The following is a 26,992-nucleotide window of genomic DNA, read 5'->3' on the forward strand; positions in this document are numbered from 1 at the left end:
GCGGGGGCGCGCGGCCATTTTGGCCCGGGGGGCGGGGTTTTCGGGCACGCACGCACCAGCGGCCCCGGAACAAGGGTTCCGGAGCCGCTTCGGTGGCCACAGGGGGTTCTTAGCCCCGGGGCCGGGGATTCAGGGGATTATGCGCCCCAGATGTCGTCTCCGCGCAGCGTGGCGTCAGCGCCGCCGTCGGTGTAGATCGTCTGGCCGGTGGTGTGAGTGTTCTCTTCGCTGGTGAGCCAGGCGAGCAGCCGCGCAATGACAATAGCCTCGGAGTGGCCGTTCAGAGGCATGGGCACCGAGGAATCCACCATCTTGCGTCCCTCGGGGGTGGACAGCAGATCCTTGGTCATGGCCGAGATAACCGTGCCGGGGGCCACGGCGTTCAACGGAATGCCGTTGCCTGCCCAGGTGTCGGTGATGCTTGCCCGGCGGACCCAGCGGCTGAGGGCGCGCTTGGAGGAGGGGTAGTTGAGGTATCCCTCAGCCGGTCCCTTTGCGGCGAGCTTGCCGCCGATTTCCAGTGCAAGTGCTTCGTCGCCCGCCAGCATTGCGTCAACGAGCTCCGGGGAGTTCGGCTGCAGCGATGCCATGGAGCTGACCACAGCAGCACGCGGAGCATCACTCTTGGCCAGCGTCGGTGCCAGCAGTTCGAGGAACTCCGTGACGCCGAAGAAGTTGACTGACACGGTGATGGCTGCCGGTGCGGAGATTCCGGCGCAGGCGATAACTGCGTCCACCTTGCCGCCGGCCAGCTCCACCGCCTTGTCCGCAGCTGCTCGGCGGCCCTCGGGCGTGCTGAGGTCCGCTTCGGCCTCGGCCCCGCGAAGGTCCACTCCCACCACGGTGTTGCCGCGCTCGCGCAGCAGTTCGGCTGTAGCGGCGCCGATTCCCGATCCTGATCCAGTAACTATGTATGTGCGTGCCATGCCTTTAGGTTACGCCCGCCGGCGGTGGTCAGCGGGCGACGGCTGATTTGCATGGCGCACCGTTTTAAGCTCTTGGAGACTGTCTCCAAGACCGCGCCGACCCTGCGTTCCAGGCCAATGCGGCGAGCCCGGCTCCGAGTGCATGATCGGGCCTCCTAGTGCAGTTCGTCCGGCCAATTCGGGGGAACGCGTCCGGCGGGGCCGGGGACGCCCTGGTTTGCCGGATGGCTCTGCGGCGGGGCAAGGAGGGGACCCTCAAACACCGAGTTGGTGCGGTAGTCCCAAAACCATTCCTCGCCGGGCTCGTAGCTGCGGATCACGGGATGTCCGGTTGACTCCTCATGGCCGGTGGCATGCTGTCCCGGCGAATTGTCGCAACAGCCGATATGGCCGCATTCGGCGCAGCGCCGCAGATGGAACCACCAGCCGTCCTGCGCTGTGCACTCCACGCAGCCAGGACCGGAAGGCGGTACTGAAACATTGATGCCGGATGAGTCGTACATGGTCAATTGCTCCTCGGCAGAGCCACCCCCTGTGTCCTCCAACGGTAGCCACCGGTGAGAAGGTGTGAAAGAGGCAGCAGTGAAGGATGCCGGGGGAGAATGCCGGGGGAGGATGAGTCTCCGGCAGCTCAGCTCCGGTACGGAGCTGCACTGTTAGGGTGGGTGCTTGCCCGGGGAGGCCGGGTATTGAAGACGGGGGATTACTGTGCTGTTGGTTGCCGAGGGAGCGAATCCGGTTTTGTCGGCCTGGAATGTTCTGGTGCTGGGTATCGGCCTGTTGATGGTGGTGATCCTGGTGGGTGCATTGATAGGCATAGCCCGGTCCGGTCAGCTGACAGCCACTGCGAAAGCAGTATGGGTTCTGATCGTGCTCGCGTTTCCGGTGCTCGGCCCCGTTGCCTGGTTCTTTATCGGCCGGCGCCCCGGCACCCCTTAGACAAGACCGGTATCCCTTGGGCCGGCATCCCTTAGACGGGAATCTGCAGGCCGGCACCAAGACCTATCAGCGGGCAGCCGGAGCCAGCCCCACCATCCGTTCGCTCTCTTCCCAGAGCCGGGCGGACAGGGCAGCGTCATAGGCATCCTTGTTGGCAGTGGAGATCCGGCATTTGTAGTAGTACTTGCCGGACTGCCACTGTGTTCCGGGTTCGGCGGTGGCGAGCCAGACCAGCGTCCGCGCTCCCTCGTCCGGGGAGATCAGAAACCGGTTCAGCACCGAACGGTACATAAGCCGCATCATGCTGGTGGATTCGGAGGCAAAGGACGTGGCAACGCCGCCGGGATGGAAGGCTGCGGTGGAGAGGCCTGCGGTCCCAAACCGGGCGTCCAGCTCCCGGGTGAACAGGATGTTGGCCAGCTTCGCGTTTCCGTAGGCCCGGTTCGGCGTGTATTTACGGTGTGCTTCCAGGTCTTCGATGCTGAAGCGTGCAAAGACGCTGTTGGCCACGCTTGAGGTATTGATGACCGACGCCTGTGATTCCACGAGCCGGTCCAACAGCAGGTTGGTGAGCAGGAACGGCGCCAAATGATTCACCTGCAGCGTCTTTTCATGCCCGTCCACGGTGTCTGCACGCTGGGCCATGATGCCGCCGGCGTTGTTGGCCAGGACATCGATGCGCGGATAGCGCTCCAGCAGGGTCTGTGCCAGTGCGCGGACGTCGTCGAGGCGGGCAAAATCCGCCAGCAGATAATCGGCGCCCAGTTCCCGGGCCACCGCTGCGGTCTTTTCGGGGGAACGGCCGACGACGACGACGCGGTTGCCCAAGCTGTGCAGGCTGCGGGCCGCGGCGGCTCCGATGCCGTCGCTGGCTCCGGTGATGACGATGGTTCGCTCTGGTGCGGGCTCTGGCACGGGAGGCCTTTCGGGCAGGTGGGGTGGACCCTCCCAGTATTGCCCCGCCCCGAGGATCCGCCAATGGATCAAGACGCCGTGTTTCGCGAGCCATGTCAGCAGCCCTGGTGTTCCCGGCCTCCTGCGGGGTGCTTAAATCTGCGGTCTTGGCTCCAGCAGCCGGCAGGCAGCCTCAATGGCGGCCGCCCGGCGTCGGGCACGTGATTCCGCGCAGGTCTCAGACTTTCCCGTGAAGAGGGTTTCCGGGGACTGTGTCCAGGCGGTCGCCATGGAAAAGAGCAGCGTCATTAAGTCATCAGGGTTCCAGTGCCCGTCGATGATTCCCTTTTCCTGGGCGCGGATGATGTCTTCATTGCGGGGGCCCGGGCGGCCGCAGGGCCTCTGCGGCAGCAGATCGGGTTCCTCCTCGAGGCGGGCCCAGTCCAGCATGCGCAGGTGCTCGGGTTCTTCCACCGCATGGTCGAACATTGCGCCCACAAAACCCGGCAGGTCCTCGACATCCCGGGGAACCTGTTCCGTGGTTTCCTGCAGGTTTTCCGTCAGGACGGCAGCGAAGAGCGAACGTTTGTCACCAAAATAGGCGTACAACCGCTCCTTGCTGGCCCGTGCCTCGGACGCAATCCGGTCCACGCGCGCGCCGGCCAGGCCGTGGGTGGCAAATTCCCTGCGTGCTGCGGCCATGATTCGTGCCCGCGTTGCTTCGCCGTCGCTTCTCATGCCTGTAGTATAGCTAAGCCAACCAACCAGTTCGTTTTGATGAGGATTTCCCCTACATGGATCGCACCACCCCCGCCGGGTCCCCTCCGGCCGTCGATCATTCCGCGCATCCGCACCGCTGGCTGCTGCTGGCCGTGCTGGCCCTGGCCCAGCTGATGGTGGTCCTGGACGGAACCATCGTCAACATCGCCCTGCCCGACGCCCAGCGTGAGCTTGGCATGTCCGACGGCGACCGCACCTGGGTGGTCACCATCTATGCGCTGGCCTTTGGATCCCTGCTGCTCCTCGGCGGACGCATAGCCGATTACTGGGGCCGCAAGCGCACCTTCATGGTGGGTATGGCCGGCTTTGCCGTCGCCTCCGCCATTGGCGGCTTTGCCACGACCACTGAAATGCTGCTGGCCGCCCGCGGCCTGCAGGGCGCTTTTGCCGCTCTCCTTGCGCCCGCATCGCTGGCCATCCTGACCATTACCTTCCCCACCGGCAAGGACCGCATCAAGGCGTTTGCCGTCTACGGCGCCATCGGCGGCGGCGGGGCAGCCATCGGGCTGCTTCTCGGCGGAGTGCTGACCCAGTACGCCAGCTGGAACTGGTGCCTGCTGGTGAACGTACCCATCGCCGTCGTCGCCATGATTGCCGGACTGCCGCTGATCCGCGAGAGCAAGGCGCACGGCAACACCCGTTATGACCTGCCCGGTGCCGTCCTGGTCGTGGCCGGGCTGGCTTCTCTGGTCTACGGCTTCTCACAGGCCGAAAACGGCTGGGGCCGGGTGCAGACCATCGCCTTCCTTGCTGCCGGCGTCGTCATCCTCGCTGTGTTTGTCTGGGTCGAGAGCCGTGTTTCGAACCCGCTGCTGCCCCTGCGTGTGCTCGCCAACCGCGTCCGCGGCGGAGCCTTCCTGACCTCTGCGCTCACCGGCGCCGCCCTGCTGGGCGGCATCCTGTTCCTGATCTTCTACTTCCAGATTGTGCTGGGATACTCGCCGCTGAAGTCCGGTCTGGCTTCGCTGCCGATGACCCTGTCCATCATGGTTGGCGCCGGCGTGCTGTCCAACCTGCTGCCGCGCACCGGCGTCCGGCTGCCGATGACCCTGGGTCCCATTGTGGGTGCGGCCGGACTGGTGTGGTTGTCCTTCATCTCTGTGGAGGGCAACTACGCCGCAGAGGTCCTGCCCGGTTTGATTCTGCTGGGCTTCGGGCTGGCCATGATCTTTGTTCCGCTGCAGAACGTGGCGCTGGCCGGCATTGATGAGCACGACGCCGGAGTGGCCAGTGCCGCTGTCTCTGCCACGCAGCAGATCGGCGGATCCATCGGCACCGCACTGTTCACAGCCATCTACACCGCGGCCATCACCGCCTACCTGAGCGAAAACGCAACCCGGCCGGCTGCACAGCTGGAGGCGCTGGTCAGCGGCTACTCCACGGCGTTCATCTGGGCCGGCGTCGCCCTGTTCCTTGCCGCGCCGATCGGTTTCTTCATGATCCGTCCGGCCAAAGAGGACTTGATGAAGGTCCCGGCTGTGGCCCACGTCGGCTAGTCAGGCAACCTGTCAGTTCTCTGTGTGGATCTGCTTCGCTTTATGCGCTGCAGATCCACACAGTTGTTTAAAGGGGCAGCTGTTCAAGGGGCAGTGGTTGAGCGGTGTGCGTGTCTTGGCATCGTCTGGAAGCAGAATGGATGGAAGGAAGGCAGTACGGAGCTCTGGTTCGGAAGCCACCAGAGGGCCGTCAGAAAGACGGGTATCCGGCCCGTATGAAAAAGGCCGATTTTGGGTCTTTCGGAGCTGTTTTCGGGTCGGGAATGTCAGTGGCGGGTGAAAGCCTGAGGTCATGGATCAGCACGGATCTTCTTCAGGGAACGCTTCTGCCGGTGAGGGCGGAAGCCGCGGCGGCCGGACGGAGCCGGAGCGTAGCCTGTCCGTGTACGCCGCCGAGCCCGGCACTGTTGAGACTGTTCCTTCCGGTCTGTCCTGCCGGGACGGGTTCACCGGAAGCCTGGCTCTGCAGGGTGTTGAAGTCTTTGACCAGGATGAAGCCGGTGCTGTTCTGGCCCGGTTGGATCACCTTGTCCGGTGGGCTCAGGCCCAGCAGGCCAGAATCCTGAACCGAATGGAAGACATATTCCGGAACGGCTTCCTTCCGGAAACAGGACCGGATGGAGACCGGCAGCTGGATCCGGGGCTGGCTTTCAGTCTCGCGGCGGAGGAAGCAGCAGCGATCCTGCACCTGCCCACCGGCACCGCGAAGATGCTCATGATCGACGCCGGAACCCTCTGCCACACCCACACAGCCACCCTGCAGCATCTGGAAACAGGATCCCTCGGGTACGGGCAGGTGCAAACCGTGTTGGAGCAGTCCCAGAACATTCCTTCCGCTGACCTGCCCGGGTTCGAGCAGGACCTGCTCACTGCGGCCGGGCAGCATGACGGGGGTCTGACCCTGGCGCAGTTCCGGGTCAAAGCCCGCCGGCTGCGGGAAACCCGGTACCCGGAGACCATTCCGGTCCGGCATCAGAGTGCTTTTGAAACCCGCCGGGTCTGTTTGCAGCCGGACACGGACGGGATGTCGTGGTTGTCGGCGTTCCTTCCGGCGCAGCAGGCACAGGCGATCTATACGCAGCTCAGTGTTGCGGCCCGGGGTGAGCAGGCTGCCGGAGACCCCCGCCCCGTGGATCAGCTGCGTGCCGACATCCTCGCGGACCTGCTCGTTAGCGGCGCCAGGACCGGGGACCCGGGCAGCAACACCGGCGGTGATGGTGACGGTGTGTGGGTCCCGGGCGCGAACGAGACCACCGACAGCCCCCACAGTCCCGACAAACCGGACAATACTGACAGCGCTGACAGTCCGGGCAATGCTGACAAACCGGACAATGTTGACAGTCGTGAAAGTACCCGCAGGGGTGGCGGTGATGGGCTTGCCGGGTTTGGTCGGGACATCAACCGCACCGGCGTCAGCAACGCAGGCGGTGGCGGCGGCACGAGGGGCACCCGTTCCAGTGACCAGGACCGTCCCATCAGGCATGGTTCCGGTGCCCGGACCGAGATCCTGGTCCTGATCACCGCTGAAACCCTGCTCGGAGCCGACGAGGATCCTGCCGAACTGCACGGGTACGGGCCGATCAGCGCCGAAACAGCCCGCAGACTCGCCCGGCAGGCAGCCCGGTGGACCCCGGTGGAACGCAACCCGCACACCGAAGAGATCCTGAGGGTTGGCCGCCGCCGCAAAGTCCCGCCCGGACTCCAGCGCTGGCTGCGGGCACGGGACGGTACCTGCCGGTTCCCGGGCTGCCGCACCAACGCCCTGATCTCCGAGATCGACCACACCACCCCCTGGTCCCATGGCGGGGTCACGGATCATGACAACCTCGAACACCTGTGCCGACGCCACCACATGTTCAAAACCCGGGGCTTCTGGAAAGCCCGGCAGCATTCACCCGGGATTATTGAGTGGGTTTCACCGGGCGGCCGGACTTACCGCACCGAACCGCATCTTCATCTTGCCTCCGGTTCCGCTGCACCCACGGGCGTGCCAGACGCTGCCTCGGGTGCTGGCAGCGAGTCGCCGCCGTCGTCGTCGCTTTGGGGATCACCCGACGACCCCGATCCATACGACTACGGCGACAACCCGCCGCCCTTCTGAGGGCATGTGCGGATGGAAGCTTGGCTAGCGGAAACCGCCGTCGCTGCTCAGTACCTGGCCCACCATCCACTGTCCTTCATCGCTGACCAGCCAGGCGATTAGCCTGGCTGGGTCATCCGGCTCACCGAACCGGCCGCCGGGGAAGTGCGAAAGCACCTCTTCAAGAACTTCCGGCGGACGGTCAGCAGTTTCGAGGTCCAGATAGCCGGTGTTGACCGGGCCGGGGTTCACGGTGTTGAGGTTGATTCCGCGGCGAATCAGATCAGCTGCGACCGACGGCGTTATCCCGGCAAGCGCGGCCTTGGAGGTTGCGTAGGCAATTTCGTTTTCCATGACGCCTCTATTGATCTGCCCTGAGGTCATCCAAATGACCCGGCCACCAGCTCGTCCGTTGTGCTGCAGAGCAAAATCGCGGGTGGCAAGAAGGGTCGACCGGGTGTTGACCTGCCAATGAGCGTCGAGCTTTTCGGCAGTCATCTCCGCCAGAGGGCCGTCACTTCCGCTGCGGGCGTGGTTGCAGATCAGGATGTCCAGATGCCCCAGAGCGCCTACGGCGTCGCGGATCAGCTGCCCGGCACCGTCGGTTTCTGACAGGTCAATGCTCGCGTGGGCCAGCCGCGCACCGTCGGCAAGGAGGCTCTGCAACTTGCCGACGACGTCGTCGATCGGGTCTGCGCCCCACGGCTGGTCCTCATCGTGCGGGGAATAGTGAGCCAGGAACAGGCTTGCACCCATCCGGGCTAACCGCGAGGCGACGGCAAAACCAATGCCCTGAAAGCGGCTGACACCGGTGATGACTGCCGTGCGGCCTGCAAGTGGTAGCGGGGTAGTCATGAAGTCCTCTCAAGGATGCGTGAAAACTCGATTGTTCAGGCCGTTGAAACGGAACGCAGCGTCCGTGGAGAAAGCCTGTCCTGGAGGACCAGCGTAGCGGCACCCAATGCAGCGGCATCGTTACCGTTGACCGACATCCGTACCTCGACCCGATGGATAGCCCTCGCCATGGCGCGTTTGTCCAGGGCTGAGGCGATGGTATCTACGTAGAAGGATCCTGCAGTGGCGAATGCGCTGCCGGCCAGGACAACAAGTTGCAGGTCCAGAAGGTTGACCATGGAGATCACAGCACTCGCCACATATTCTGCGGACCTGTTGATGAGCCGCAGGGCCACAGGGTCGCCGTTATTCGCTGCCGTGCCGACCGCAGCGAAATCTTCGGTGACAATCCCTGTCAGGGGAACCTCGAGTTCACCGCGGGCAACGGCTTCGGCAGCCTGGGCCACCACCACCTGAGGACTCGCATAGAGCTCGAGGCACCCGATGTTTCCGCAGCTGCAGGGCAGACCGTTTGCATCAACGCTGACGTGTCCTATTTCCCCCACGTTGGAGCTGACACCCTGATAAATGGTTCCGTCCATGACGATGCCGGCGCCTATGCCCGAACCCATGTACACGGAGGCATAGCTGGTATATCCCTCCGTGGCGCCGAGCCAGTATTCACCGATAGCGGCGGCTGTCGCATCATTGTCGAACTCGCAGTGCAGCCCGGTGGTAGTTGACAGGGCACGGCGCAGCGGAAAACCGGTCCAATCCCGGAAGGAAGGGGCTCCAATCATGGCTCCTTCCGTCCGGTCCAACGGCCCGGGAGCAGCGAGTCCCATGCCGACTACGGTTTCCCGGTCCACCGCCAGTGCGTCGAAGAGACGCTCGATGTCCTCAGTAATGCGGCTGACCACCGTCATGGGTGATGCGTCACCGGGCCAGCTGACCCTGCGCCGTCCAACCACCTGCCCGCTCAGGTCGGCCACCACATACGTGATGTAGTCCTGACCGATGTGCACGCCCAGTCCTAGCCGGGAGGCGGGGTTGAGTTCGAGCAGCATCCGCGGTTTTCCGCCGGTGGATTCGCCACGTCCGGTTTCCAGGACGACGCCGTCATTCAGCAGCGAACGCACGGCAGTGGAGATGGTGGCCTGGGTCAGGCCGGTCATCTCCGCGAGCTCCACGCGGCTGATCGGCCCGGAGACACGGATCAGGTCCAGAATTTTCCCGCGGGACGATTCGCGGCGTTGATTTTGCTTCACGGGGATCCTAACGGACAACTGCTTGAGAGTGCCGCAGCCGTTGCGGACTGCGGAGCGAGCGGCGGGGCCGGGGAGGGGGCTAGGGTTCCAGCCGCACCGCTTCTGCCCAGGCTTCGGCAATGACGGCGTGGCCGCGCGGGGTGGGATGAACGCCGTCCTCCGCGAGTGATTCCGGGGGTGTGCCGTCCGTAACGAGTGCCGTCAGCACGGAATCTGTCCTCACCAGAACCGCATTAAACTCTTTGGCCAGCCGCTGGACTGCGGCAATCTTGGGATCCAGGTCCGTCCGCCACGCCTGCTGATCCTCAGACACCGGCAACAAAAACGGCTCCATCAACACCAAAGTTGTATCAGGGGACACCCGCTCCAGCAGGGCACGGTACCTGGCCATGAAGGTGTGCTGATCGGTCTCCTGGCCGGCGTCGTACCGCCGCCACGTGTCGTTAATGCCAATCAGCACGGAAATCAGGTGCGGGCGTTCGGCCAGGACGTCGGCGTCCCAACGCCGGGCCAGGTCTTCGATCCGGTCTCCGCCGGTGCCGCGGTTGACGACGTCGGCTTCGGCCAAGAGTTCTCCGCCCGCCAGGAGGCGGACGTACCCGTCGCCCAGACCGTCGACGCCGTCAGTGCGCCACCCGCAGTCGGTGACGCTGTCGCCGGTGAAGACAATTCGCTGCCGGGAAGTGCGGGGCAAAGCGTGGTCCATGGTTTCTCCCGGGTTTTCGATGCGGTAAAAAACGAGGCCGCCTGCGGCCTAAGTACAGTCACAGGCGCCGATTAGGACGACCACTTATCAAAGTCGTCAAAGTTACTCCGGATACTACTTCTACCTGCCGTCCGACAGGAAATTATTTAGTTGGAAAAACTTACTTGACCAACTTACTTTAGTCGGTAACAATTCCACTGTGAGCCCGACCACAGTGGCGGGGCGGAGTATCGGCCACCAAGGACGGTGGGCCGGAGGGGAATCAATGATGATCCGTTACACCAAGAAGCAGCGCTTCCTTACCTTGGCCGCAGTGGGGGCACTATCTCTTGCCGCCTGTTCGACAGGGGGCAGCGGAAACACGCAGACAGCCGATGAGAAAACAACCCTGGTCGCTTACACCGGTCAGGCCGGCGACTACCAAAGCAACTACAACCCATATTCACCGTCACAAATCGGCGGGATCGGAACCATTTTCGAGCCGCTGTTTTTCTACAACCAGCTCCGCGCCGGCGAGCCCGAGCCACTGCTTGGTACGGAGTATTCCTGGAACGACGAGGGCACGGTACTGTCCGTCACCACTCGCGAAGGGGTGACGTGGAGTGACGGCGAACCTTTCACGGCCAAGGACGTCGCCTTCACTTTGAACATGCTGAAGGAAAATCCGGCCGTAAATCAGATCGGATTCGACGCCGAGGTTGAGCTTGTAGATGACAACCATCTGGTGCTGACATTCCCGGTCGTGTCCTTTGTCGAGGGACCGGAGGTCTTGGGCGTACCGATTGTGCCGGAGCATCTCTGGGCCGATCTGGATCCGGCAACGGACACGCAGCCAAACCCGGTTGGCACCGGGCCCTTCATGTTGAAGGAATTCAAACCACAGGCTTTCACCTTCTCGGCCAATCCGGATTATTGGGGCGGTGAAGCAGCAGTCAAGAACATCCGCTTCCTTTCCCTCTCAGGTAACCAGGCCGGTGCGCAGGGCTTGAGTGCCGGCTCCATCGACTGGCAGACCGGCCCGGTGCCGAACATGGATGACATCGAGGGAAAATACCCGGGCTATAAGGGCATCACCTACCACATGAACCAGATGGCTTTGTTTACGTGTTCCAACGCCGCGCTCGGATGTGAAGGCCCGCAGACCGACCCCGCAGTACGCAAAGCCCTGTATTACGCGATGGACCGCGAGCAGCTCAACGCCCTCGCCTTTCAAAACACTGCATCGGAGGTTTCACCCGGTTTCGCACTGACAGACCGAGATGCAGAGATCCTCTCGAAAGATCTGGAAGAGCCTGTCGCCCCCATGAAGCCGGACGTTGAAACGGCAAGCTCGCTGCTGGAGGGCGCGGGATACGCGAAGGGGAGCGACGGCATTTATGCCAAGGACGGGGTTCGCCTTGCAATGAGCGTGCGGGTTCCCACCGGGTGGACCGACTACATCACGGCCCTGGATCTCATTGCCGAGCAGGCACGGGCCGCCGGCATTGAAATCACGTCGCAGCAGTCGTCCTGGAATGAATGGAGCGAGGTGAGGGGCAACGGCAAGTTCCAGCTGCTTATTGACGCCCTGAACCAGGGTGCCTCGCCTGACCCCTATTACATGTACGCAAACCACTTTGCGACAGCCAACACGGAACCAGTAGGAACACCGGCAACGCCCAATTATTCCCGGTTCAGCAATCCGGAGGTTGATGCCGCACTGGAATCACTTCGGTCCCTGAACCCGGAGGATTCAGCGGCGCGCCAGCCGCACTATGACGCCATCCAGGGCGCGGTCGCCGAGGATATGCCCTACATCCCAATCCTGACCGGCGGCACGACCAGCGAATACAACGCGGAAAAGTTTGAAGGCTGGCCAACCGATGAAGATATGTACGCCATTCCGGCGGTGTGGGCCTCTCCGGACAATGCCCGCATTTTCTACAAGCTCAAGCCCGCAGGCGAGTGACGCGGAGATGAACGGGACCGAGGAGGACTTCGTTCCAAGGGAGTCTAACCAATGAATTATTTCGTTCGAAAACTAGGCTTCTATGCGGTTGCATTGTGGGCTGCGCTGACCCTGAATTTTCTCATTCCGCGCTTCATGCCAGGCAATCCCGTGGATACCCTGCTGGCCAAGCTCCAGCAGCGCGGCGGCTCGGTCACACCGGAAGTGCGCCGTTCCTACGAGCTTCTCCTCGGTACCGATTCCGAAGAACCTATTTGGAACCAGTATTTTAGCTATCTGGCGAATATGCTCAAAGGGGACATGGGGATCTCCGTCAGCTCTTTTCCCGCGAGCGTTTCGGATGTCATCGGGCAATCACTTCCATGGACCATAATGCTGGTGGGCCTGGCTACCCTGATTTCGTTTGTAGTCGGTGTGGGCATGGGTATCTTCGCCGGCTGGAAACCAGGCACCTGGGTGGACGCCCTCGTTCCGGCCACCACGCTGCTGGCCGCCGTCCCGTATTTCTGGCTGGCCCTGATCCTCGTGTTCCTTATTGCATCAACGCTTCAGTGGCTGCCGTTGCAGGGAGGGTATGACGTCATCCTGACTCCGGGGTGGGATCCGGCCTTTATTTTTTCAGCCATTGAATACGGCATTCTTCCGGCCCTGACGATCGTCATTTCCTCCATTGGAGGTTGGCTTCTGGGCATGCGGAACATGATGGTGTCCACCCTCTCCGAGGATTACGTTCTTACCGCCGAAGCGAAGGGGCTGAAGAGCTCCCGGGTCATTATGCGCTACGCCGCCCGCAACGCAGTTCTTCCCTCCGTCGCCGGCTTCGCCATTTCACTGGGATTCGTCGTGTCCGGATCAATTCTGACTGAGCTGGTGTTCTCCTACCCGGGAATTGGCACCAGCCTGCTGAAGGCAGTCCAGAACAACGACTTTGCCTTGATGCAGGGCATCTTCCTCGTCATCACCCTCACTGTCCTGGGGGCAAACCTTCTTATCGACTTGCTGTACGGGGTCATCGATCCCCGGACGCGGGTACGCAGCTGAGATCCGGAGCCCACCAATGACAAACCTGAGCCAGGAAACCGTCCCATCCCTTGCAGCGCCGGAACCGGTCGCCAACAGGCCCAAGCGGGCAGGTTTACGCCCCATGCTGCCGACTCTCACCCCATCCCTTGCTATCGGCGGGGCTATGACCCTGGCGATTGTGCTCTTTGGAATAATCGCCCCGTTCTTCGGGCAGGACCCGCGGGCCGTGAGCAACATTGGTTTGACCGCACCGAGTTCCGATCACCTGCTCGGGACCACCCAGACCGGGCAGGACGTTCTTGCCCAGCTTGCCCATTCCACGTGGGGCTCCCTCCAGATCGGCCTCATCGTGGGCGTCCTGGCAACAGCACTTTCGGCTTTCTTCGGTATCCTCGGTGCCTACATCGGCGGCGCCACGGACGAAGCATTCTCTCTCTTCTCCAACGTCGTCCTGGTCATTCCCGGGCTGCCGCTCATTATCGTGATTGCCGCTTTTGTTCCGCCTGAGGCGCGGGGACTCTGGACGGTAGCCATTGTGCTGGCCGTGACGGGCTGGGCTGCTTCCTCCCGCGTCTTGCGGGCACAGACACTGTCCATTCGTAACCGCGATTATGTTGCCGCGGCCCGAGTCGCCGGCGAGCGGTCCTGGCGGGTCATCGGAGTGGAGATCCTGCCCAATCTGCTCCCGGTCATGGCCTCACAATTCGTTTTCGCGGTGATCTTTGCGATTCTCAGCGAAGCGGGGCTTTCCTTCATTGGTCTGGGAGCATCGGGCACGTCAACGCTGGGAACCATGCTGTTCTACGCCCAGAACGGCTTTGCCCTGCAGCTTGGTGCATGGTGGTGGTTTGCTCCGCCCGGACTGATCATCGCCCTTTTCGGCTGCGGCCTTTCCCTGATCAATTTCAGCATCGATGAGGTCATTAATCCGAAGCTCCGCAATGTGCGCGTTCACCGCAAGCAACAGCGAAAAGCAGCTAGAAACGCAAGGAAAGCAGGTAAGCACGCATGAGCAGCGGAATGGACGCCGCCAGGCCCGTCCTGACGATCAGCGACCTGAGTGTTGTGTACGAAGTGGAAAACCCGGTTGTGGAGGTCAAAGAAGTCACCCTGGTTCTCTCCGCCGGAGAGATTCTGGGGCTGGCCGGCGAGTCCGGGTGCGGCAAAACCACCCTTGCCTACGCGGTAAACCGTCTGCATCGTCCTCCGGCCCGGATCTCAGGCGGAAGCGTCACATTCCATGACGCGGACGGCACGGACATCGATGTGCTGGGCCTGAGCGACAAGGAGCTGCGCGTTTTCCGTTGGTCCAAGCTTTCGATGGTTTTCCAAGGTGCCATGAATGCGCTCAACCCGGTGGTGGCAATCCGTCATCAGCTTGAGGATGTTTTCACAACACACCGCAAAGGACTTTCACGGGAAGAGAAGCGCAGGCTCGCCAGTGAGGCCCTTGAACTCGTAGGGGTGGACCCCTCCCGGCTCAACAGCTATCCGCATGAGCTTTCCGGAGGCATGCGGCAGCGGGTGATGATCGCGATGGCACTGCTCCTGCAGCCGCAGCTGATGATCATGGATGAACCGACCACAGCCCTCGACGTCGTCGTGCAGCGGGACATCCTCCGCGAGATCGTGCGCCTGCGAGACAGCTTGAACTTCGCCGTCATCTTCATCACCCACGATTTGCCCCTGCTTTTCGAAATCAGCGACCGCATTGCGATCATGCGCGAGGGCGAAATTGTCGAACTCGGCACGGCACAGCAAATCAAGGACAATCCCGTCCACCCCTATACCCAGAAGCTCCGTGAATCCTTCCCCAGCCTCACGGGCGAACGGGGAGACTTTATCCGCACAGGCGAGAGCGCAAACGCCCGGGAGGCGATGTGACACTGGTTCAGCTCAGGAACGTAACCAAGGAGTTTACGATCCGAAAAGGCCTGCAACGCTCTACTCTTACCGCGGTAGATGATGTTTCCTTCGATCTGCTTCCCGGTCGAACCGTTGCGCTGGTGGGGGAATCCGGGTCCGGAAAGTCTACGATCGCAAGAATGCTGATGCGGCTGGAGACGCCCACATCCGGCTCCATCAACCTGGAGCTGGGCGACGGCACTCCTGTTCTGGGCTCCATGTACCGTCGCCACGTGCAGATGGTGTTTCAGGATCCGTTTGCCTCCCTGAACCCGTTTCACACCATCGAACACCACATAGCCCGCCCGCTGCGGATCCACGGCCGGACCAAAAGCTCCCGGGACACCTATGAGAGGGTGCTGGAGATGCTTGAGCGGGTCAACCTTGTTCCGGCGGACAATTTCGCCAAACGGCGCCCGCACGAGCTATCAGGAGGGCAGCGCCAACGCGTAGCCATAGCGCGGGCGCTTGCCCCTGGAGCTCAGGTCCTGGTGGCTGATGAGCCGGTTTCCATGCTTGACGTTTCCATTCGGCTGGGGGTCCTGAACCTCCTGGCCCGGCTACAGCGTGAGGAAAACCTGGCGGTTCTCTACATCACGCATGATCTGGCTACAGCGCGGCATTTCTCGGACGACATCATCGTGCTTCTCCACGGCCGGATTGTGGAGCGGGGGCCGGCGGATGAAGTAATCCTCAATCCCCGGCACCCCTATACGCAGCTGCTTAAGGCATCAGCTCCGGATCCGGACGGCGCCGGAGTGCTGGTTGGCGGCACAGTGGAGCGAAAAGACATCACCAACAAGCGGTCCTTTGACCACTACACCGGTGAATGGTCCGACGAGTCCATGCAGAAATCTATTCAATGAGCGTTTTGAGCCGTTCCAAGACTATTACCACTGAGGAAGGGGGTCCGCTCATGACTGCAGAAACAGATGATTACGATCCTGTGCATCTGCGGAACGGCGGTGTCAGTGTCCTGGTGGACTGCCCTGCCAACAGCCTCCCCTCGATCCTGCATTGGGGCAGAGATCTGGGAGTCTGTTCGGGTGAGGACCTGAGGACGCTGGCCAGAGCATCCCGATCGTTGCTGGAAAACACCACCGATCTGCCGGTGCGTCTTAGCCTGGTGCCCGAACACAGTGCCGGCTGGATGGGTGCACCCGGGCTCATTGGACACCGCAGGGGCCAAGCGTGGTCTGCGCGTTTTAGAAACGTCCGTTACACAAGCACAGCCACTACCCTCACAGCCCGGGCAGTGGATCCCAATGCTGGCCTGACACTGGAAATTGTGCTGGAGCTTGCGCCGTCCGGCCTGCTCCGGAGCCGCGCCACGGTGACCAACACCGTGGAGGCGGCGTACGAACTCCAACGCCTTGTCCTGGCGCTGCCCGTGCCTGCAGTTGCCACGGAGATCCTGGACTTGGCCGGGCGATGGGCCAAGGAACGCGTTCCACAGCGCCGGGAGATCACCGTGGGAACGCACTTGCGTGAATCCCGGAGGGGACGCACTGGAGCCGACGCGGCAACGGTACTGACTGCCGGTGCAGCAGGCTTCAATTTTGGAACGGGCGAAAACTGGGGACTGCACGTGGGGTTCAGCGGCAACCACGTCTCCTATGTGGAGCGCATGACCAGCGGGCGGACCATCCTGGCGGGAGGAGAGTTGCTCCTTCCCGGGGAAGTTTCACTCGAGAGAGGGGATTCCTATTCCACACCCTGGATATATGCCTCATACGGCGAAGGGCTGGACGAGCAGGCTTCCCGCTTCCATGAATGGCTGCGGGCGCGTCCCGGCCATCCCCGATCTCATCGCCCGGTGACTCTCAACGTTTGGGAAGCGGTCTACTTCGACCACAAGCTTGAACCGCTGCTGGAATTGGTCGGCAGGGCAGCGAAGGTAGGCGTAGAACGTTACGTGCTTGACGACGGATGGTTCCGCGGCCGTCGCCGTGACAACGCGGGACTGGGTGACTGGACGGTGGATGAGCAGATTTGGCCCCAGGGGCTGCACCCGCTCGTTAACCGCGTGCGGCAGGAAGGAATGCAGTTTGGGCTTTGGTTCGAGCCGGAAATGGTGAACCCTGATTCCGACCTCGCTCGCAGGCACCCAGACTGGATCCTGCAGACCGGTGGAGACCTTCCAATGGAGGCACGGCAGCAACAGGTCCTCAACCTTGCGATTCCAGCCGCCTACAACTACATCTTCAGCGCCATTTCCGACCTTGTGGACGAATACGCACTGGACTACATCAAATGGGACCATAACCGGGACCTGATCGATGCCGGGTCCACGGCCACCGGTGCGGCCGGGGTCCACGAACAAACCCTGGCGGTATACCGGATCCTGGCAGAACTGAGAAAAAAGCATCCGCTGCTGGAGATCGAGTCGTGCTCATCCGGCGGCGCGCGTGTGGATTTGGGAATCCTGGAGCATACGGACCGCATTTGGGCCAGCGACTGCATTGACCCGCTGGAACGCCAGCAGATTCTTCGCTGGAGCGCTCAGCTGGTTCCTCCGGAGCTCACCGGCAGCCACATCGGCAGTACGGTCTCCCACACGACAGGCCGCACCCACAGCCTGGACTTCCGGGCGGCAACGGCAATGTTCGGTCACTTCGGCATCGAGTGGAACATCAACAACCTGGATCCGGCAGAGCTTGCCTCGTTAACGGAATGGGTCCAAACGCACAAGCGTTTTAGGACGCTGATCCACACCGGGAGAACTGTAAGAGTCGACCATCCGGTCGCCGAACTGTCAGTTTCAGGTTCCGTGGCCGCCGACGGGTCCGAAGCCCTGTTCTCCCTGACGCTGCTGGCACGCCCCTCTACCTGGCCTCCCGGACTGGTGCGCATCCCCGGGCTGGATCCGGATACGCGTTTCGTGGTGGAGCTTGTCGGCCCCCTAACCACCGGATCCAAGGCAAATGAAGTGCCTCAATGGCAACTGTCACCGACCGTCCTCACCGGACGCATGCTGGCCACCGTCGGGCTTCAGGTCCCCGCGATGCGCCCGGAGCAGGCAACTCTGGTCCATTTTGCCCGGGTTCCCTAACGTGCCCTGCACCCACAACTTTCTATCTTTTGGAGCACACAAGACCATGACACCAGCACGCATTCAGCAGCAACTGGACCTCACCGGCCAGTGGAGCCTCACCTGGGAGGGTGGCCCGGACGAGTCGCCGGCTTACGCCCGTTCGGATGAGCCGCTGTCCGCCACCGTTCCGGGACAGGTGCACACAGACCTGATGGCAGCAGGACTGCTGCAGGATCCCGATGCCGGCTTCGGTGAACTCGAGCAGTACTGGATTGGGCATTCCACCTGGACCTATTCCCGGACCTTCACCTGGACCAGCCCGGACTGGAACAGCACAGACCCGACCAGCACAGACCCGCGCGCTTCCGGTGCCCGCACCGAGCTTGTTGCCGACGGACTGGACACCATCGCCGTCGTTCGCCTGAACGGACAGGAAGTTGCCCGGACCGCGGACCAGCACGTGGCCTGGCGCTGGGATGTCGGCCACCTGCTGGTGGAGGGGGAAAACGTCCTGGACATTACCTTCGGGTCAGCCTGGGACGCTGCACATGAGTGCGAAAGCGTTGTCGGCGAGCTCCCGCGGCCCTATGCCGAACCGTATCCCTACCTCCGCAAGAGCGCCTGCAACTTTGGCTGGGACTGGGGCCCGCATTACATCACCGCCGGAATCTGGCAGCCCATCCGCCTGGAAACCTGGTCCGCAGCACGGATCGATTCCATTCGCCCCAGCGTCGCGTTGAAGGGTACTGAAACGGCCGAAGTGCAGGTCACCGTCGGCGTCGAACTCACCGAAGCGGCGGAGGGGCTCACCCTGGCTGCTGTGCTGACCGACCCGGAAGGCAATGAAGCCGCCCGCACCAGTGTGCCGCTGGCGGCAACAGGGGACGTCTCAATCGAGTTGACGGTTCCCGAGCCCCGGCTGTGGTGGCCCGCGGGCCTGGGCGGCCAACCGTTGTATACGCTCACGGTTGAGGCGGAGCACGACGGCGAAACGCTGGCTTCCAGCCGGCGCCGCCTGGGGCTGCGGACGGTCAGCATCGACGAAAGCCCCGACGAGGCCGGTACCGGCTGGGCCATCGTGGTCAACGGCCGCCGGGTCCGGGTCCGCGGCTACAACTGGATTCCCGAGGACCCGTTTATTGCCGAAGTCACCGCGGACCGGCTCGGCCAGCGGCTGGATCAAGCGGTCGACGGCGGAGCGAACCTGCTGCGCGTCTGGGGCGGCGGATACTTCTCCACTGAAGCGTTCATGGACGGCTGCGACGAACGCGGCCTCATGGTGTGGCATGACTTTCTCTTTGCCTGCAGCGCCTACGACGAGTCACCGGACATGATCGACAGCGTCACCAGGGAAGCCGAGCAGGCCGTGGCCAGGCTGTCCGCCCATCCGAGCCTGGTCCTCTGGTGCGGAGGCAACGAGTGCGTCTGGGGCGACTTTGACTGGGGCTGGCGTGAGGTCCTGCAGGGCCGCCCTTGGGGTGCACAGTTCTACACTGAAGTCCTTCCGGCCGTCATCGAGCGGGTGGACCCCGGCCGCCCCTATCTCCCCAACAGTCCATGGTCCGGATCCCTGGACGTGCACCCCAACAACCCGGAAAGCGGTCCGGTGCATATCTGGACCGTCTGGAACAACGATGACTACGTCCACTACCGCGATGTTGACCCGGCTTTTGTCTCCGAAATGGGCTGGTGCGCACCGCCGGCCTGGAGCACCCTGCGCGCAGCCGTCACCGAAGGGGACCTGGTGCCCGATAACCCGCAGGTGGAGCACCATATGCGGGCGGATCGGGGAATGGAAAAACTGGCCCGCGGTTTGGCGCCGTACTTCGGTACGCCGGAGACGGCCGAGGACTGGCACTACCTGACCCAGGTGGTCCAGGCCCGCAGCCAAAGCGCCGGAGCGGAATGGCTGCGCTCCCGCGAACGCTGTGCCGGTGTGGTGATCTGGCAGCTCAACGACTGCTGGCCCGTACTCAGCTGGTCCGCCGTGGACAATGCCGGCATTGAAAAACCGGTCTGGTTTGGACTGCGCCGCTCCTTCGCCCCGCAGCTGCTGACCATCGTTCCGCGGATTCCCGGCGGCACGGAGGATCCCACCGGAACGGGCGGTTTGGAGCTTGTTGCCGTCAATGACGGATGGGTTCCCTGGTCCACCGAGGTGCGGGTGCGGCGGCTGCGCACGGACGGCACCGAGGTGTCGTCCGCTTCCCTGCGGCTGGATACGCCGCCTGATGCCACGTCCCGCCTGGTGCTCGACGACGAACTCGCGTCAGCGGTCCACGGCAGCGAAGAGTTCCTGGTCGCCGACTACACGGTGCCCGGTGACGGGCCGGACGACGGGTCCGCTGAAGGGTCAGGCAGCAAACCCGCCACTGAACAGCGGGCGCTGTGGTTCTTTGTTCCCGATGCCGTGTTTGATGCTCCTGCACCCCGCTTCGAATCCTCCGTGAAGCTCACCGGCGGCAATCTCCTGGTAACCGTGTCCGCCCGAACCCTCCTGCGGGATGTCTGCCTCTTTGCGGACCGCCTGGCTGATGAACTGGACGTGCCGGCATCCCTGCTGCAGGTGGACGACATGATGCGCACCGTCCTGCCGGGGGAGAGCATCACCTTCACGGTTTCCCGCCGTGACGGAGCGGAACTGTCTGCGGCACCGGAGTCTGCCGGTTCCTGGCCGGTGCTGCGCTGCATTGGAGATTCTGCAGCCGCCGATTCCGCCGATCCCCATTGTGTCGACTCCCATTCTGCCCGTGCCACTCACGGTACGAATGCCCTGGCTGAGCCTGCCGGAGCCGCAGGGGAGCACAGGTGATTGCCGGAATCGAGACCGGAGGCACCAAGGTCATCTGTGCCGTCGCTGAAACATCGGCCCCAGGGAACATTATTGAGCGGATCCGGATCCCCACTACGTCGCCCGCCGAAACGCTGGGCACGGTGCGGTCGTTCCTGGACCGGCATGCCGCCCGCGGCACCCTGGACGCCGTCGGTCTTGCTGCATTCGGCCCGGTCATCGTGGACAGTTCCTCGCCGTCCTACGGATGGATTACGTCCACGCCCAAGCCCGGATGGCGCAACACCGACGTTCCCCGGGCGCTGGGACTGGGAGACACGGTGCCGCTGCAGGTGGTCACGGACGTTACGGGGGCAGCAATCGGGGAGCAGCGGGCCGGGGCAGGAGCCGGGTTCCGCAACGTTGCCTATGTGACGGTGGGAACGGGAATTGGAGCGGGCTTCGCCTCGGACGGCCTGCCGTTCCTCACACGCAGCCATCCGGAAATGGGACACCAGCTTCTCCGGCGCTTTCCCGGAGATGACTTTCCCGGAATCTGCCCCTTTCACGGGGACTGTGCTGAAGGCCTGGCCTCCGGGCCGGCTGTCCTGGGGAGGTGGGGCCGTCCCGGAGAGCTGCTGGATGCCTCTGCCAGAGCCGAGGCAGTGCCTGTGTTGGCCTATTATCTGGCACAGCTGCTCGCCGCGGTGACCTATGCGGTGGCCCCGGACCGCATTATCCTGGGCGGGGGCGTCCTGCGGATCGCCGGACTGCTCGACGCCGTCCGGAGCCAGCTCTCCCACCTCGTGGGCGGCGCGCTCGATGCGCATCCGCTGACCCGGCCGGACAGCGGCTACGTCTGCTCCCCGGCTCTGGGGGACCAGGCCGGAGTGCAGGGAGCCCTCTTTCTGGCCCGCGACCTGGTGGAAACGAGGTCCCCGCTGACAGCGGCCTGAACTCTGAACCCGGGCCTCAAGGCAGCCGAAGAACAGCCTGAAGCCTCTGAAGGGACCTCCCGCGGTGCATCGCGGGAGGTCCCCTCAAGTGGAGTTGCTTGGGCTGAACCCCCTAGGAAGGACGGCTTTCGGGGGTCTGGGTCTTGGACGGATCGCGTTCGGCGAGGGAACCAACTGCCTCGTCAATGCGGGCCAGGACATCGGGCTTGAGCTCCACGCCGGCGGCCTGCACATTGGAGGTGACCTGCTCCGGACGGGACGCGCCGATGATGGCTCCGGACACGTTCGGGTTCTGCAGCACCCAGGCAACAGCCAGCTGGCCCATGGTCAGCCCTGCCTCCTCGGCAATCGGCTGCAGCTTCTGCACGCCGGCCAGGACGTCGTCGTGCATCCAGCGGCTGATCATCTTCGCCCCGCCCTTCTCATCGGTGGCACGGCTGCCCGCGGGCAGTTCAGCCCCGGGCTTGTACTTGCCGCTGAGGATGCCCTGCGCCATGGGAGAGAAAACAATCTGGGAAATACCCAGCTCTTCCGATGCGGGAACCACCTCAGCCTCAATGACGCGCCAGAGCATGTTGTACTGCGGCTGGTTGGAGATCAGTGAGAATCCCATCTCCCGGGCCAGGGCCTGGCCCGCTTTGAGCTGCTCCGCCGTCCATTCGCTGACGCCGATGTAGAGGGCCTTGCCCTGGCGGACTACGTCCGCGAAGGCCTGCATGGTTTCTTCCAGCGGGGTTTCGGTGTCATAGCGGTGGGCCTGGTAGAGGTCCACGTAGTCGGTCTGCAGACGCTGCAGGGAGCCGTTGATGGATTCCATGATGTGCTTGCGGGACAGGCCTGAGTCATTGTGCCCGGCCGGCCCCGTGGGCCAGTACACCTTCGTGAGGATTTCCAGCGATTCCCGGCGCTCGCCCTTCAGTGCGGTCCCGAGGACTGTTTCCGCGGCGGTGTTGGCGTAGGCGTCCGCTGTGTCAAAGGTGCTGACGCCGGCATCCAGGGCAGCCCGCACGCACTCGGCGGCGACGTCGTTCTCCACCTGGGACCCGTGGGTCAGCCAGTTTCCGTAGATGATTTCGGAGATCTTCAGTCCGCTGTTGCCGAGGTATCTGTGTTCCATAGCTGCGCTTCCTTTGCCAATGATCGTCAGTGACTTAAATCACGTTGGTACAGCTGTAAAGCTAAGCCAGCTTTCCTTTTCCGTCAAAAGGGCGGGCGAGGCGGCACACGGGGATACGGGGGACAAGAGGGAGGCAACGGGGACAACGAGGAGCAACAAGTCCGCCGGCATCAGTTGCCGGCAGCCGAAGCCTCCTCCTGCCCCAGCCCGGAATGTTCCCCGCGCAACTGGCGTTTGACGATTTTGCCGCTGGGGTTCTTGGGCAGGGAATCGGCCATGACTACGTATTTGGGTGTCTTGTAGCCGGCGAGCACGCTGCGGGTGTGGGCCATGACCGTCTCGGGCGTCAGATCGGCTCCCGGCCGCGGCACCACCACAGCGGCTACGGCCTCCACCCAATGCGGATGGGGTACCCCGAAGACGGCAACCTCGGCCACGCCGTCCAGCAGGTAGATGGCCTCCTCCACTTCACGGCTGGCCACGTTTTCCCCGCCGGTCTTGATCATGTCCTTCTTGCGGTCCACAACGCTGAGGTAACCGGCGTCGTCGAAATAGCCCAGGTCTCCCGAATGGAACCAGCCGTTGGCGAAAGCCTCGGCGGTGCGCTCAGGGTCGCGGTAGTAGCCCAGGGTCGCATGCGGACTGCGGTGCACAATCTCTCCCACCGTCCCGGCAGGGACAGGGACGTCATTGCCGTCAACCACAGCCGTTTCCACATTCAGGGATGGACGGCCCGCTGATCCGGCATGGGTCAGCTGGTCTTCCGGACCCAGGATGGTGGCCACCGGAGCCATTTCAGTCTGCCCGTAAAAGTTCCAGAACCGGACGTTGGGAAGCCGGTCCTGAAGTTCCTTGAGCACCTGCACCGGCATGGCTGAGGCTCCGTAATAGCCCTTGCGCAGGGAGGACAGGTCCGCGGAATCGAAGTGCGGCGAGCGCAGCAGGGAGATCCAAACCGTGGGCGGGGCAAAGAATTTGGTGACCCGTTCACGTTCGATCGTTGCCAGGACGGCCGCCGGATCCGGAGCCGGAAGGAGAATGCTGGTGGCACCAAGGTAGATGTCCGGGCCCAGGAAGCAATCCAGCTGGGCGCAGTGGTACAGCGGCAGCGTGTGCAGGTCGACGTCGTCGGAAGACATGTTTCCGTCCACCACAGCCGAGACGTATTCCCACATCAGCGACCGGCTGGACATCAGCGCGCCCTTGGGCCGGGACTCCGTTCCGGAGGTGTACATCAGCCGGACCGGGTCGTCGTCAGCCACAGCGACAGCCGGCGCCTCGCCGTCGTACTCGCACCAGTCCTGCACATTCCCCCACCCGGCCGGAGCATCCCCGGTACCGCTGCAGATGCAGGAGCGCACGACGACGGCGTCCGTCGCCGCAGCGTCCATGGCCGCCTCGGCCACCTGCACCAGCGCATCCTGTGCCACAAAAGCGGTGGCTCCACTGTGGTCCAGGACGTAGGCGATTTCATCGGCGCCGAGCATGAAGTTGATCGGCACCAGCACCACACCGGCGCGTGCGGTGGCGAAAACCAGGACGGCGTACTGCCAGGTGTTCCGCGAGAGCAGGGCCAGCCGTTCGCCCGGATCGATGCCCTGGGCGGACAGAGCTGCCGCCGCGTTGGCCACCGCCTGCTCAAATTCGGCGAAGGTCAGCCGGGTGGGGCCGTCCGCAACGGCGGTGCGGTCCGGAAAGCGCAGTGCGCTGCGCCGCGGAAGATCACCCAGGGACTGGCTGCGGGACAGTGCAAGAAGCGGTGCTGCGGACACGCGGAACCTCCGAAGTTGAGTGCTTGCCGCTGCCCCACCTTCGGCGCGCCAGCGGACCTGTTGCCACATTCTGTCCCACCGGCGCCCGCAGGGGAAGAATCGAAGTGCCCGGTTAGACTGGCCGCCAGTCCCGATCACGGCCCACGCACAAGGAGAACCACCCAATGACGTTCCGCCACCTCACCCTGGAGTACGACGGCGCACTGGCGCGGCTGACCCTGAACCGCCCCCATCAGGCCAACGCCCTGAACCTGGAGCTGGCGGGGGAACTCTGCGCCGCGCTCGCAGAGGCTGAAGTGCGGCCGGACTGCCATGTCCTGGTGCTGCAGGGCGCAGGACGCTTCTTCAGTGCCGGCGGCGACGTGGGTGCCATGGCTGCGGCAGCGGATCAGGGCGGGTTCCTCAAGGAACTTGCCGGCAAGCTGCATGAAGTGATGCTGGGCCTGGCGAAGTCGCGGCTGATCAGCATCGCAGCGGTGGACGGGCCTGCTGCGGGCGCGGGCCTGGGCCTGGCGCTGAACGCCGACTTTATCCTGGCCTCACCCAAGGCACGGTTCCTGGCCGCCTACGCCGGAGTGGGACTAACCCCCGACTGCGGGGTCTCGTACCTGCTGCCCGAACTGGCCGGTCCCCGGCGGGCAGCGGAGATGTGCGTGGCCGGACGGACGGCCAGCCACGCCGATGCCCTGGAATGGGGGCTCATCAACGAGACGGTGCCGTCCGGGGACCTTGCCCTCAGGGCTCAGCAGTTGGGGGAGCAGCTGGCGGCGGGAGCGGTTGCGGTGCTGGGGCCCACCAAGCGGCTGCTGCGCGCCCGCAGCATCGCCGGCTACGAAGCGCACCTGCAGGAAGAAGCGGCGACCATTGCGTCGATGGCCGGTTCCGCGGATACGCGGGAGCGGATTGCCGCTTTCGCGGCCAAGGCTTCCCGCTAGAGAACACCTCTGGCGGGAAGCCGGTGGGAAGACGGTGCGTACTGCCTAGGCCTTCTGCACCGTAATGGACCATTCAGCCGGACCGATCTTGGAGAAATCCGTCACCGGGTAGTTGTTCTCCGCGGCCCAGCGCGGGATGGCGTCGGTGGCCTGGGTGCAGTCGAAGTGAATGACCAGCTCATCGCCGGCCGCCATGGTGGTCATGGCGTCCTTGGCTTCGACGAGGGGAAACGGGCAGACCTGGCCGTTGGTTTCAAGGGTTACCTGTGCCATGGGAAAAGTGTCCTTTCGGGAGTACTGCTTGGATCTGTTGGGGGGAACTGCGGGCAGCGGCGGTGGAACTAGCTGCGCGCTGCCGCGGAGACATGGGCATTGCGGGCTGCACCCGAAGCGCCTGTACCGGACCCGCCTGTACCGGACCCGCGTGCGGTCCGGCGGTTCATGATCGTGAGCCGGGCTCCCAGGCCGGTGCCCAGGATCATGAAGACCATGGCAGTCCAGCCCTGGAAGCTGAACTGAGCGGTTTCCACCATGGCGTTGCCGATGGTGCAGCCGCCGGCCAGAGCCGCGCCAACACCCATCAGGGCGCCGCCGCTGAGGCTCTTGACCACCGTTGCGGCATCGGGAACGCGGATACGGAATTCACCGCTGCCCTTGGCGGCAATGTAGGAGCCGAGCAGGATTCCGGCTACTAGGAGCACACCCCAGTCCACGAGTTCGGGATCACCGGTGACCAGGTAGTTCACGGCGTTGGAGGACGGGGTGGTGATGCCTAGCCCGGCTTCGCGTCCCGTGGCCCAGCTCAGCGGCCATGCGGCGATGGCAATCAGGCCAATGACCACTGCGGTGGCAAAGGCATGCCAGGGCTTTTCGAAGAGAAGATGCGCCAGACCGGTTTTGGCAGCCGGGGGTGCTGCCATCGTGAACCGGGGCTTGTTCAGGTGATGGCGTACGGCCAGTCCAACGCCAACAACCAACAGGGCCACGAAAATCCAGGGCGAAACGTTCAGGACCGAATAGAAATTGCTTTGTTCCACCGTCACGGACCTCATGGAGGTGTTGAAACCGGACAGCGGGCCGGTCTTCATGATTGCGGCAAACAAGGCGTAGGTGATCAGGGCAAGCCAGCTGCCCACCAGGCCCTCACCGGCACGGTAGTAGGTGCCCGTGGCGCAGCCGCCGGCCAGGATGATGGCGAATCCGAAAATGAAGCCGCCAATGATGGTGGCCAGCCACGGGAAGGCGCTGGACTGAAGGGTAATGACGCCGGCGGCGTCCAGCGCGAACACCCCCACGCTCTGGATGGCAACCACCACAAGGAAAGCGGTCAGCCACCGCGTATTGCGTGTTACCCAGATGTCACGGAAGGCTCCGGTGACGCAAAAGCGGCCGCGCTGCATGACAAAGCCCAGGGCCATGCCCACAAAAAGGCCGGAGATAAGCATGGGTGCTCCTTTGAGGCGGATGAGGGTGCGGGCAGAAATGACCCGCAGCTTCGAAACGCTAAACCCCGGCGTTCGCACAGGCCAAAGAAAATAACCCGCTGTGAACGCAGATGAAGCCCCGTGACCAAGCAGGAATATCTGCAATGAAAAGGACGTTGAGCGCC

At 63.4% G+C, this 26,992-nt stretch carries 23 protein-coding genes; 12 read left to right on the plus strand and 11 right to left on the minus strand.

Annotated features, from left to right (window positions below; all coding sequences use genetic code 11):
* Window positions 1-137: 137 nt before the first annotated feature.
* On the minus strand, window positions 138-926 hold the full coding sequence (locus ACIQXM_RS05635) for an SDR family oxidoreductase (protein WP_400928804.1): 789 nt from the start codon (window positions 924-926) through the stop codon (window positions 138-140).
* Between the two features lie 155 nt (window positions 927-1,081).
* Complete coding sequence (locus ACIQXM_RS05640; RefSeq protein WP_400928807.1) at window positions 1,082-1,429, minus strand: UBP-type zinc finger domain-containing protein; 348 nt, start codon at window positions 1,427-1,429, stop codon at window positions 1,082-1,084.
* Window positions 1,430-1,634: 205 nt separating this feature from the next.
* Here ACIQXM_RS05640 and ACIQXM_RS05645 point away from each other — a divergent pair, with 205 nt between their 5' ends.
* Complete coding sequence (locus ACIQXM_RS05645) at window positions 1,635-1,865, plus strand: PLDc N-terminal domain-containing protein (RefSeq protein ID WP_400928810.1); 231 nt, start codon at window positions 1,635-1,637, stop codon at window positions 1,863-1,865.
* A gap of 66 nt (window positions 1,866-1,931) precedes the next feature.
* Here ACIQXM_RS05645 and ACIQXM_RS05650 read toward each other — a convergent pair whose 3' ends face one another.
* Window positions 1,932-2,780, minus strand: coding sequence for an SDR family NAD(P)-dependent oxidoreductase (locus ACIQXM_RS05650; RefSeq protein WP_400928813.1), 849 nt, complete (start codon window positions 2,778-2,780; stop codon window positions 1,932-1,934).
* A 132-nt stretch (window positions 2,781-2,912) separates the two neighbouring features.
* Complete coding sequence (locus ACIQXM_RS05655) at window positions 2,913-3,497, minus strand: TetR family transcriptional regulator (protein WP_400928815.1); 585 nt, start codon at window positions 3,495-3,497, stop codon at window positions 2,913-2,915.
* Between the two features lie 56 nt (window positions 3,498-3,553).
* Between ACIQXM_RS05655 and ACIQXM_RS05660 the strand changes: the two genes are divergently transcribed.
* Window positions 3,554-5,035: an MFS transporter gene (locus ACIQXM_RS05660; protein WP_400928818.1), complete on the plus strand. Its 1,482-nt coding sequence runs from the start codon at window positions 3,554-3,556 to the stop codon at window positions 5,033-5,035.
* A 292-nt stretch (window positions 5,036-5,327) separates the two neighbouring features.
* Complete coding sequence (locus tag ACIQXM_RS05665; protein WP_400928821.1) at window positions 5,328-7,136, plus strand: DUF222 domain-containing protein; 1,809 nt, start codon at window positions 5,328-5,330, stop codon at window positions 7,134-7,136.
* Between the two features lie 24 nt (window positions 7,137-7,160).
* Here the strand turns inward: ACIQXM_RS05665 and ACIQXM_RS05670 are convergent, their stop codons facing one another.
* The 3 genes from ACIQXM_RS05670 to ACIQXM_RS05680 form a co-directional block, all read right to left on the minus strand.
* The gene (locus tag ACIQXM_RS05670) at window positions 7,161-7,970 is read right to left on the minus strand and encodes an SDR family oxidoreductase (RefSeq protein WP_400928824.1); all 810 of its coding nucleotides are present in this window, start codon (window positions 7,968-7,970) and stop codon (window positions 7,161-7,163) included.
* A 35-nt stretch (window positions 7,971-8,005) separates the two neighbouring features.
* A complete protein-coding gene (locus tag ACIQXM_RS05675) occupies window positions 8,006-9,217 on the minus strand; it encodes an ROK family protein (protein ID WP_400928827.1) in 1,212 nt (403 codons plus the stop codon).
* Between the two features lie 79 nt (window positions 9,218-9,296).
* Window positions 9,297-9,923, minus strand: coding sequence for an SGNH/GDSL hydrolase family protein (locus ACIQXM_RS05680; RefSeq protein ID WP_400928829.1), 627 nt, complete (start codon window positions 9,921-9,923; stop codon window positions 9,297-9,299).
* Between the two features lie 265 nt (window positions 9,924-10,188).
* Between ACIQXM_RS05680 and ACIQXM_RS05685 the strand changes: the two genes are divergently transcribed.
* The 8 genes from ACIQXM_RS05685 to ACIQXM_RS05720 all read left to right on the plus strand — a co-directional run bounded on the left by ACIQXM_RS05685 (window position 10,189) and on the right by ACIQXM_RS05720 (window position 21,559).
* Window positions 10,189-11,871 carry an ABC transporter substrate-binding protein gene (locus tag ACIQXM_RS05685; protein WP_400928832.1) on the plus strand — a complete coding sequence of 561 codons (1,683 nt, stop codon included), beginning with the start codon at window positions 10,189-10,191 and terminating at the stop codon, window positions 11,869-11,871.
* Window positions 11,872-11,922: 51 nt separating this feature from the next.
* Window positions 11,923-12,912, plus strand: a complete 990-nt coding sequence (locus ACIQXM_RS05690) for an ABC transporter permease (RefSeq protein WP_400928835.1) — start codon at window positions 11,923-11,925, stop codon at window positions 12,910-12,912.
* Between the two features lie 145 nt (window positions 12,913-13,057).
* Entirely contained in the window at window positions 13,058-13,906 is an 849-nt protein-coding gene (locus tag ACIQXM_RS05695; protein WP_400928838.1) for an ABC transporter permease, read from the plus strand.
* A complete protein-coding gene (locus ACIQXM_RS05700; protein WP_400928841.1) occupies window positions 13,903-14,778 on the plus strand; it encodes an ABC transporter ATP-binding protein in 876 nt (291 codons plus the stop codon). The genes ACIQXM_RS05695 and ACIQXM_RS05700 overlap by 4 nt, the downstream gene beginning before the upstream one ends.
* A complete protein-coding gene (locus ACIQXM_RS05705) occupies window positions 14,775-15,665 on the plus strand; it encodes an ABC transporter ATP-binding protein (protein ID WP_400928844.1) in 891 nt (296 codons plus the stop codon). The genes ACIQXM_RS05700 and ACIQXM_RS05705 overlap by 4 nt, the downstream gene beginning before the upstream one ends.
* Window positions 15,666-15,715: 50 nt before the next feature.
* Window positions 15,716-17,851, plus strand: a complete 2,136-nt coding sequence (locus ACIQXM_RS05710) for an alpha-galactosidase (RefSeq protein WP_400928847.1) — start codon at window positions 15,716-15,718, stop codon at window positions 17,849-17,851.
* 46 nt (window positions 17,852-17,897) lie between these two features.
* The gene (locus ACIQXM_RS05715) at window positions 17,898-20,645 is read left to right on the plus strand and encodes a glycoside hydrolase family 2 protein (protein WP_400928850.1); all 2,748 of its coding nucleotides are present in this window, start codon (window positions 17,898-17,900) and stop codon (window positions 20,643-20,645) included.
* Entirely contained in the window at window positions 20,642-21,559 is a 918-nt protein-coding gene (locus ACIQXM_RS05720) for an ROK family protein (protein ID WP_400928852.1), read from the plus strand. Before ACIQXM_RS05715 ends, ACIQXM_RS05720 begins: the two co-directional genes overlap by 4 nt.
* 112 nt (window positions 21,560-21,671) lie before the next feature.
* Here the strand turns inward: ACIQXM_RS05720 and ACIQXM_RS05725 are convergent, their stop codons facing one another.
* Window positions 21,672-22,676 carry an aldo/keto reductase family protein gene (locus tag ACIQXM_RS05725; RefSeq protein ID WP_400928855.1) on the minus strand — a complete coding sequence of 335 codons (1,005 nt, stop codon included), beginning with the start codon at window positions 22,674-22,676 and terminating at the stop codon, window positions 21,672-21,674.
* A gap of 170 nt (window positions 22,677-22,846) precedes the next feature.
* On the minus strand, window positions 22,847-24,448 hold the full coding sequence (locus tag ACIQXM_RS05730) for a fatty acyl-CoA synthetase (protein WP_400928858.1): 1,602 nt from the start codon (window positions 24,446-24,448) through the stop codon (window positions 22,847-22,849).
* Between the two features lie 164 nt (window positions 24,449-24,612).
* On the opposite strand from ACIQXM_RS05730, the gene ACIQXM_RS05735 reads away from it, so the two are divergent.
* Window positions 24,613-25,383: an enoyl-CoA hydratase/isomerase family protein gene (locus tag ACIQXM_RS05735; protein ID WP_400928861.1), complete on the plus strand. Its 771-nt coding sequence runs from the start codon at window positions 24,613-24,615 to the stop codon at window positions 25,381-25,383.
* 45 nt (window positions 25,384-25,428) lie between these two features.
* On the opposite strand, the gene ACIQXM_RS05740 is transcribed toward ACIQXM_RS05735, so the two are convergent.
* Complete coding sequence (locus ACIQXM_RS05740; RefSeq protein WP_400928864.1) at window positions 25,429-25,656, minus strand: sulfurtransferase TusA family protein; 228 nt, start codon at window positions 25,654-25,656, stop codon at window positions 25,429-25,431.
* A gap of 68 nt (window positions 25,657-25,724) precedes the next feature.
* A complete protein-coding gene (locus ACIQXM_RS05745; protein ID WP_400928867.1) occupies window positions 25,725-26,828 on the minus strand; it encodes a YeeE/YedE family protein in 1,104 nt (367 codons plus the stop codon).
* Between the last annotated feature and the right edge of the window lie 164 nt (window positions 26,829-26,992).

The organism is Arthrobacter sp. NPDC097144 (assembly GCF_044762205.1).
In the GTDB taxonomy this organism is placed as follows: Bacteria; Actinomycetota; Actinomycetes; order Actinomycetales; family Micrococcaceae; genus Arthrobacter_B.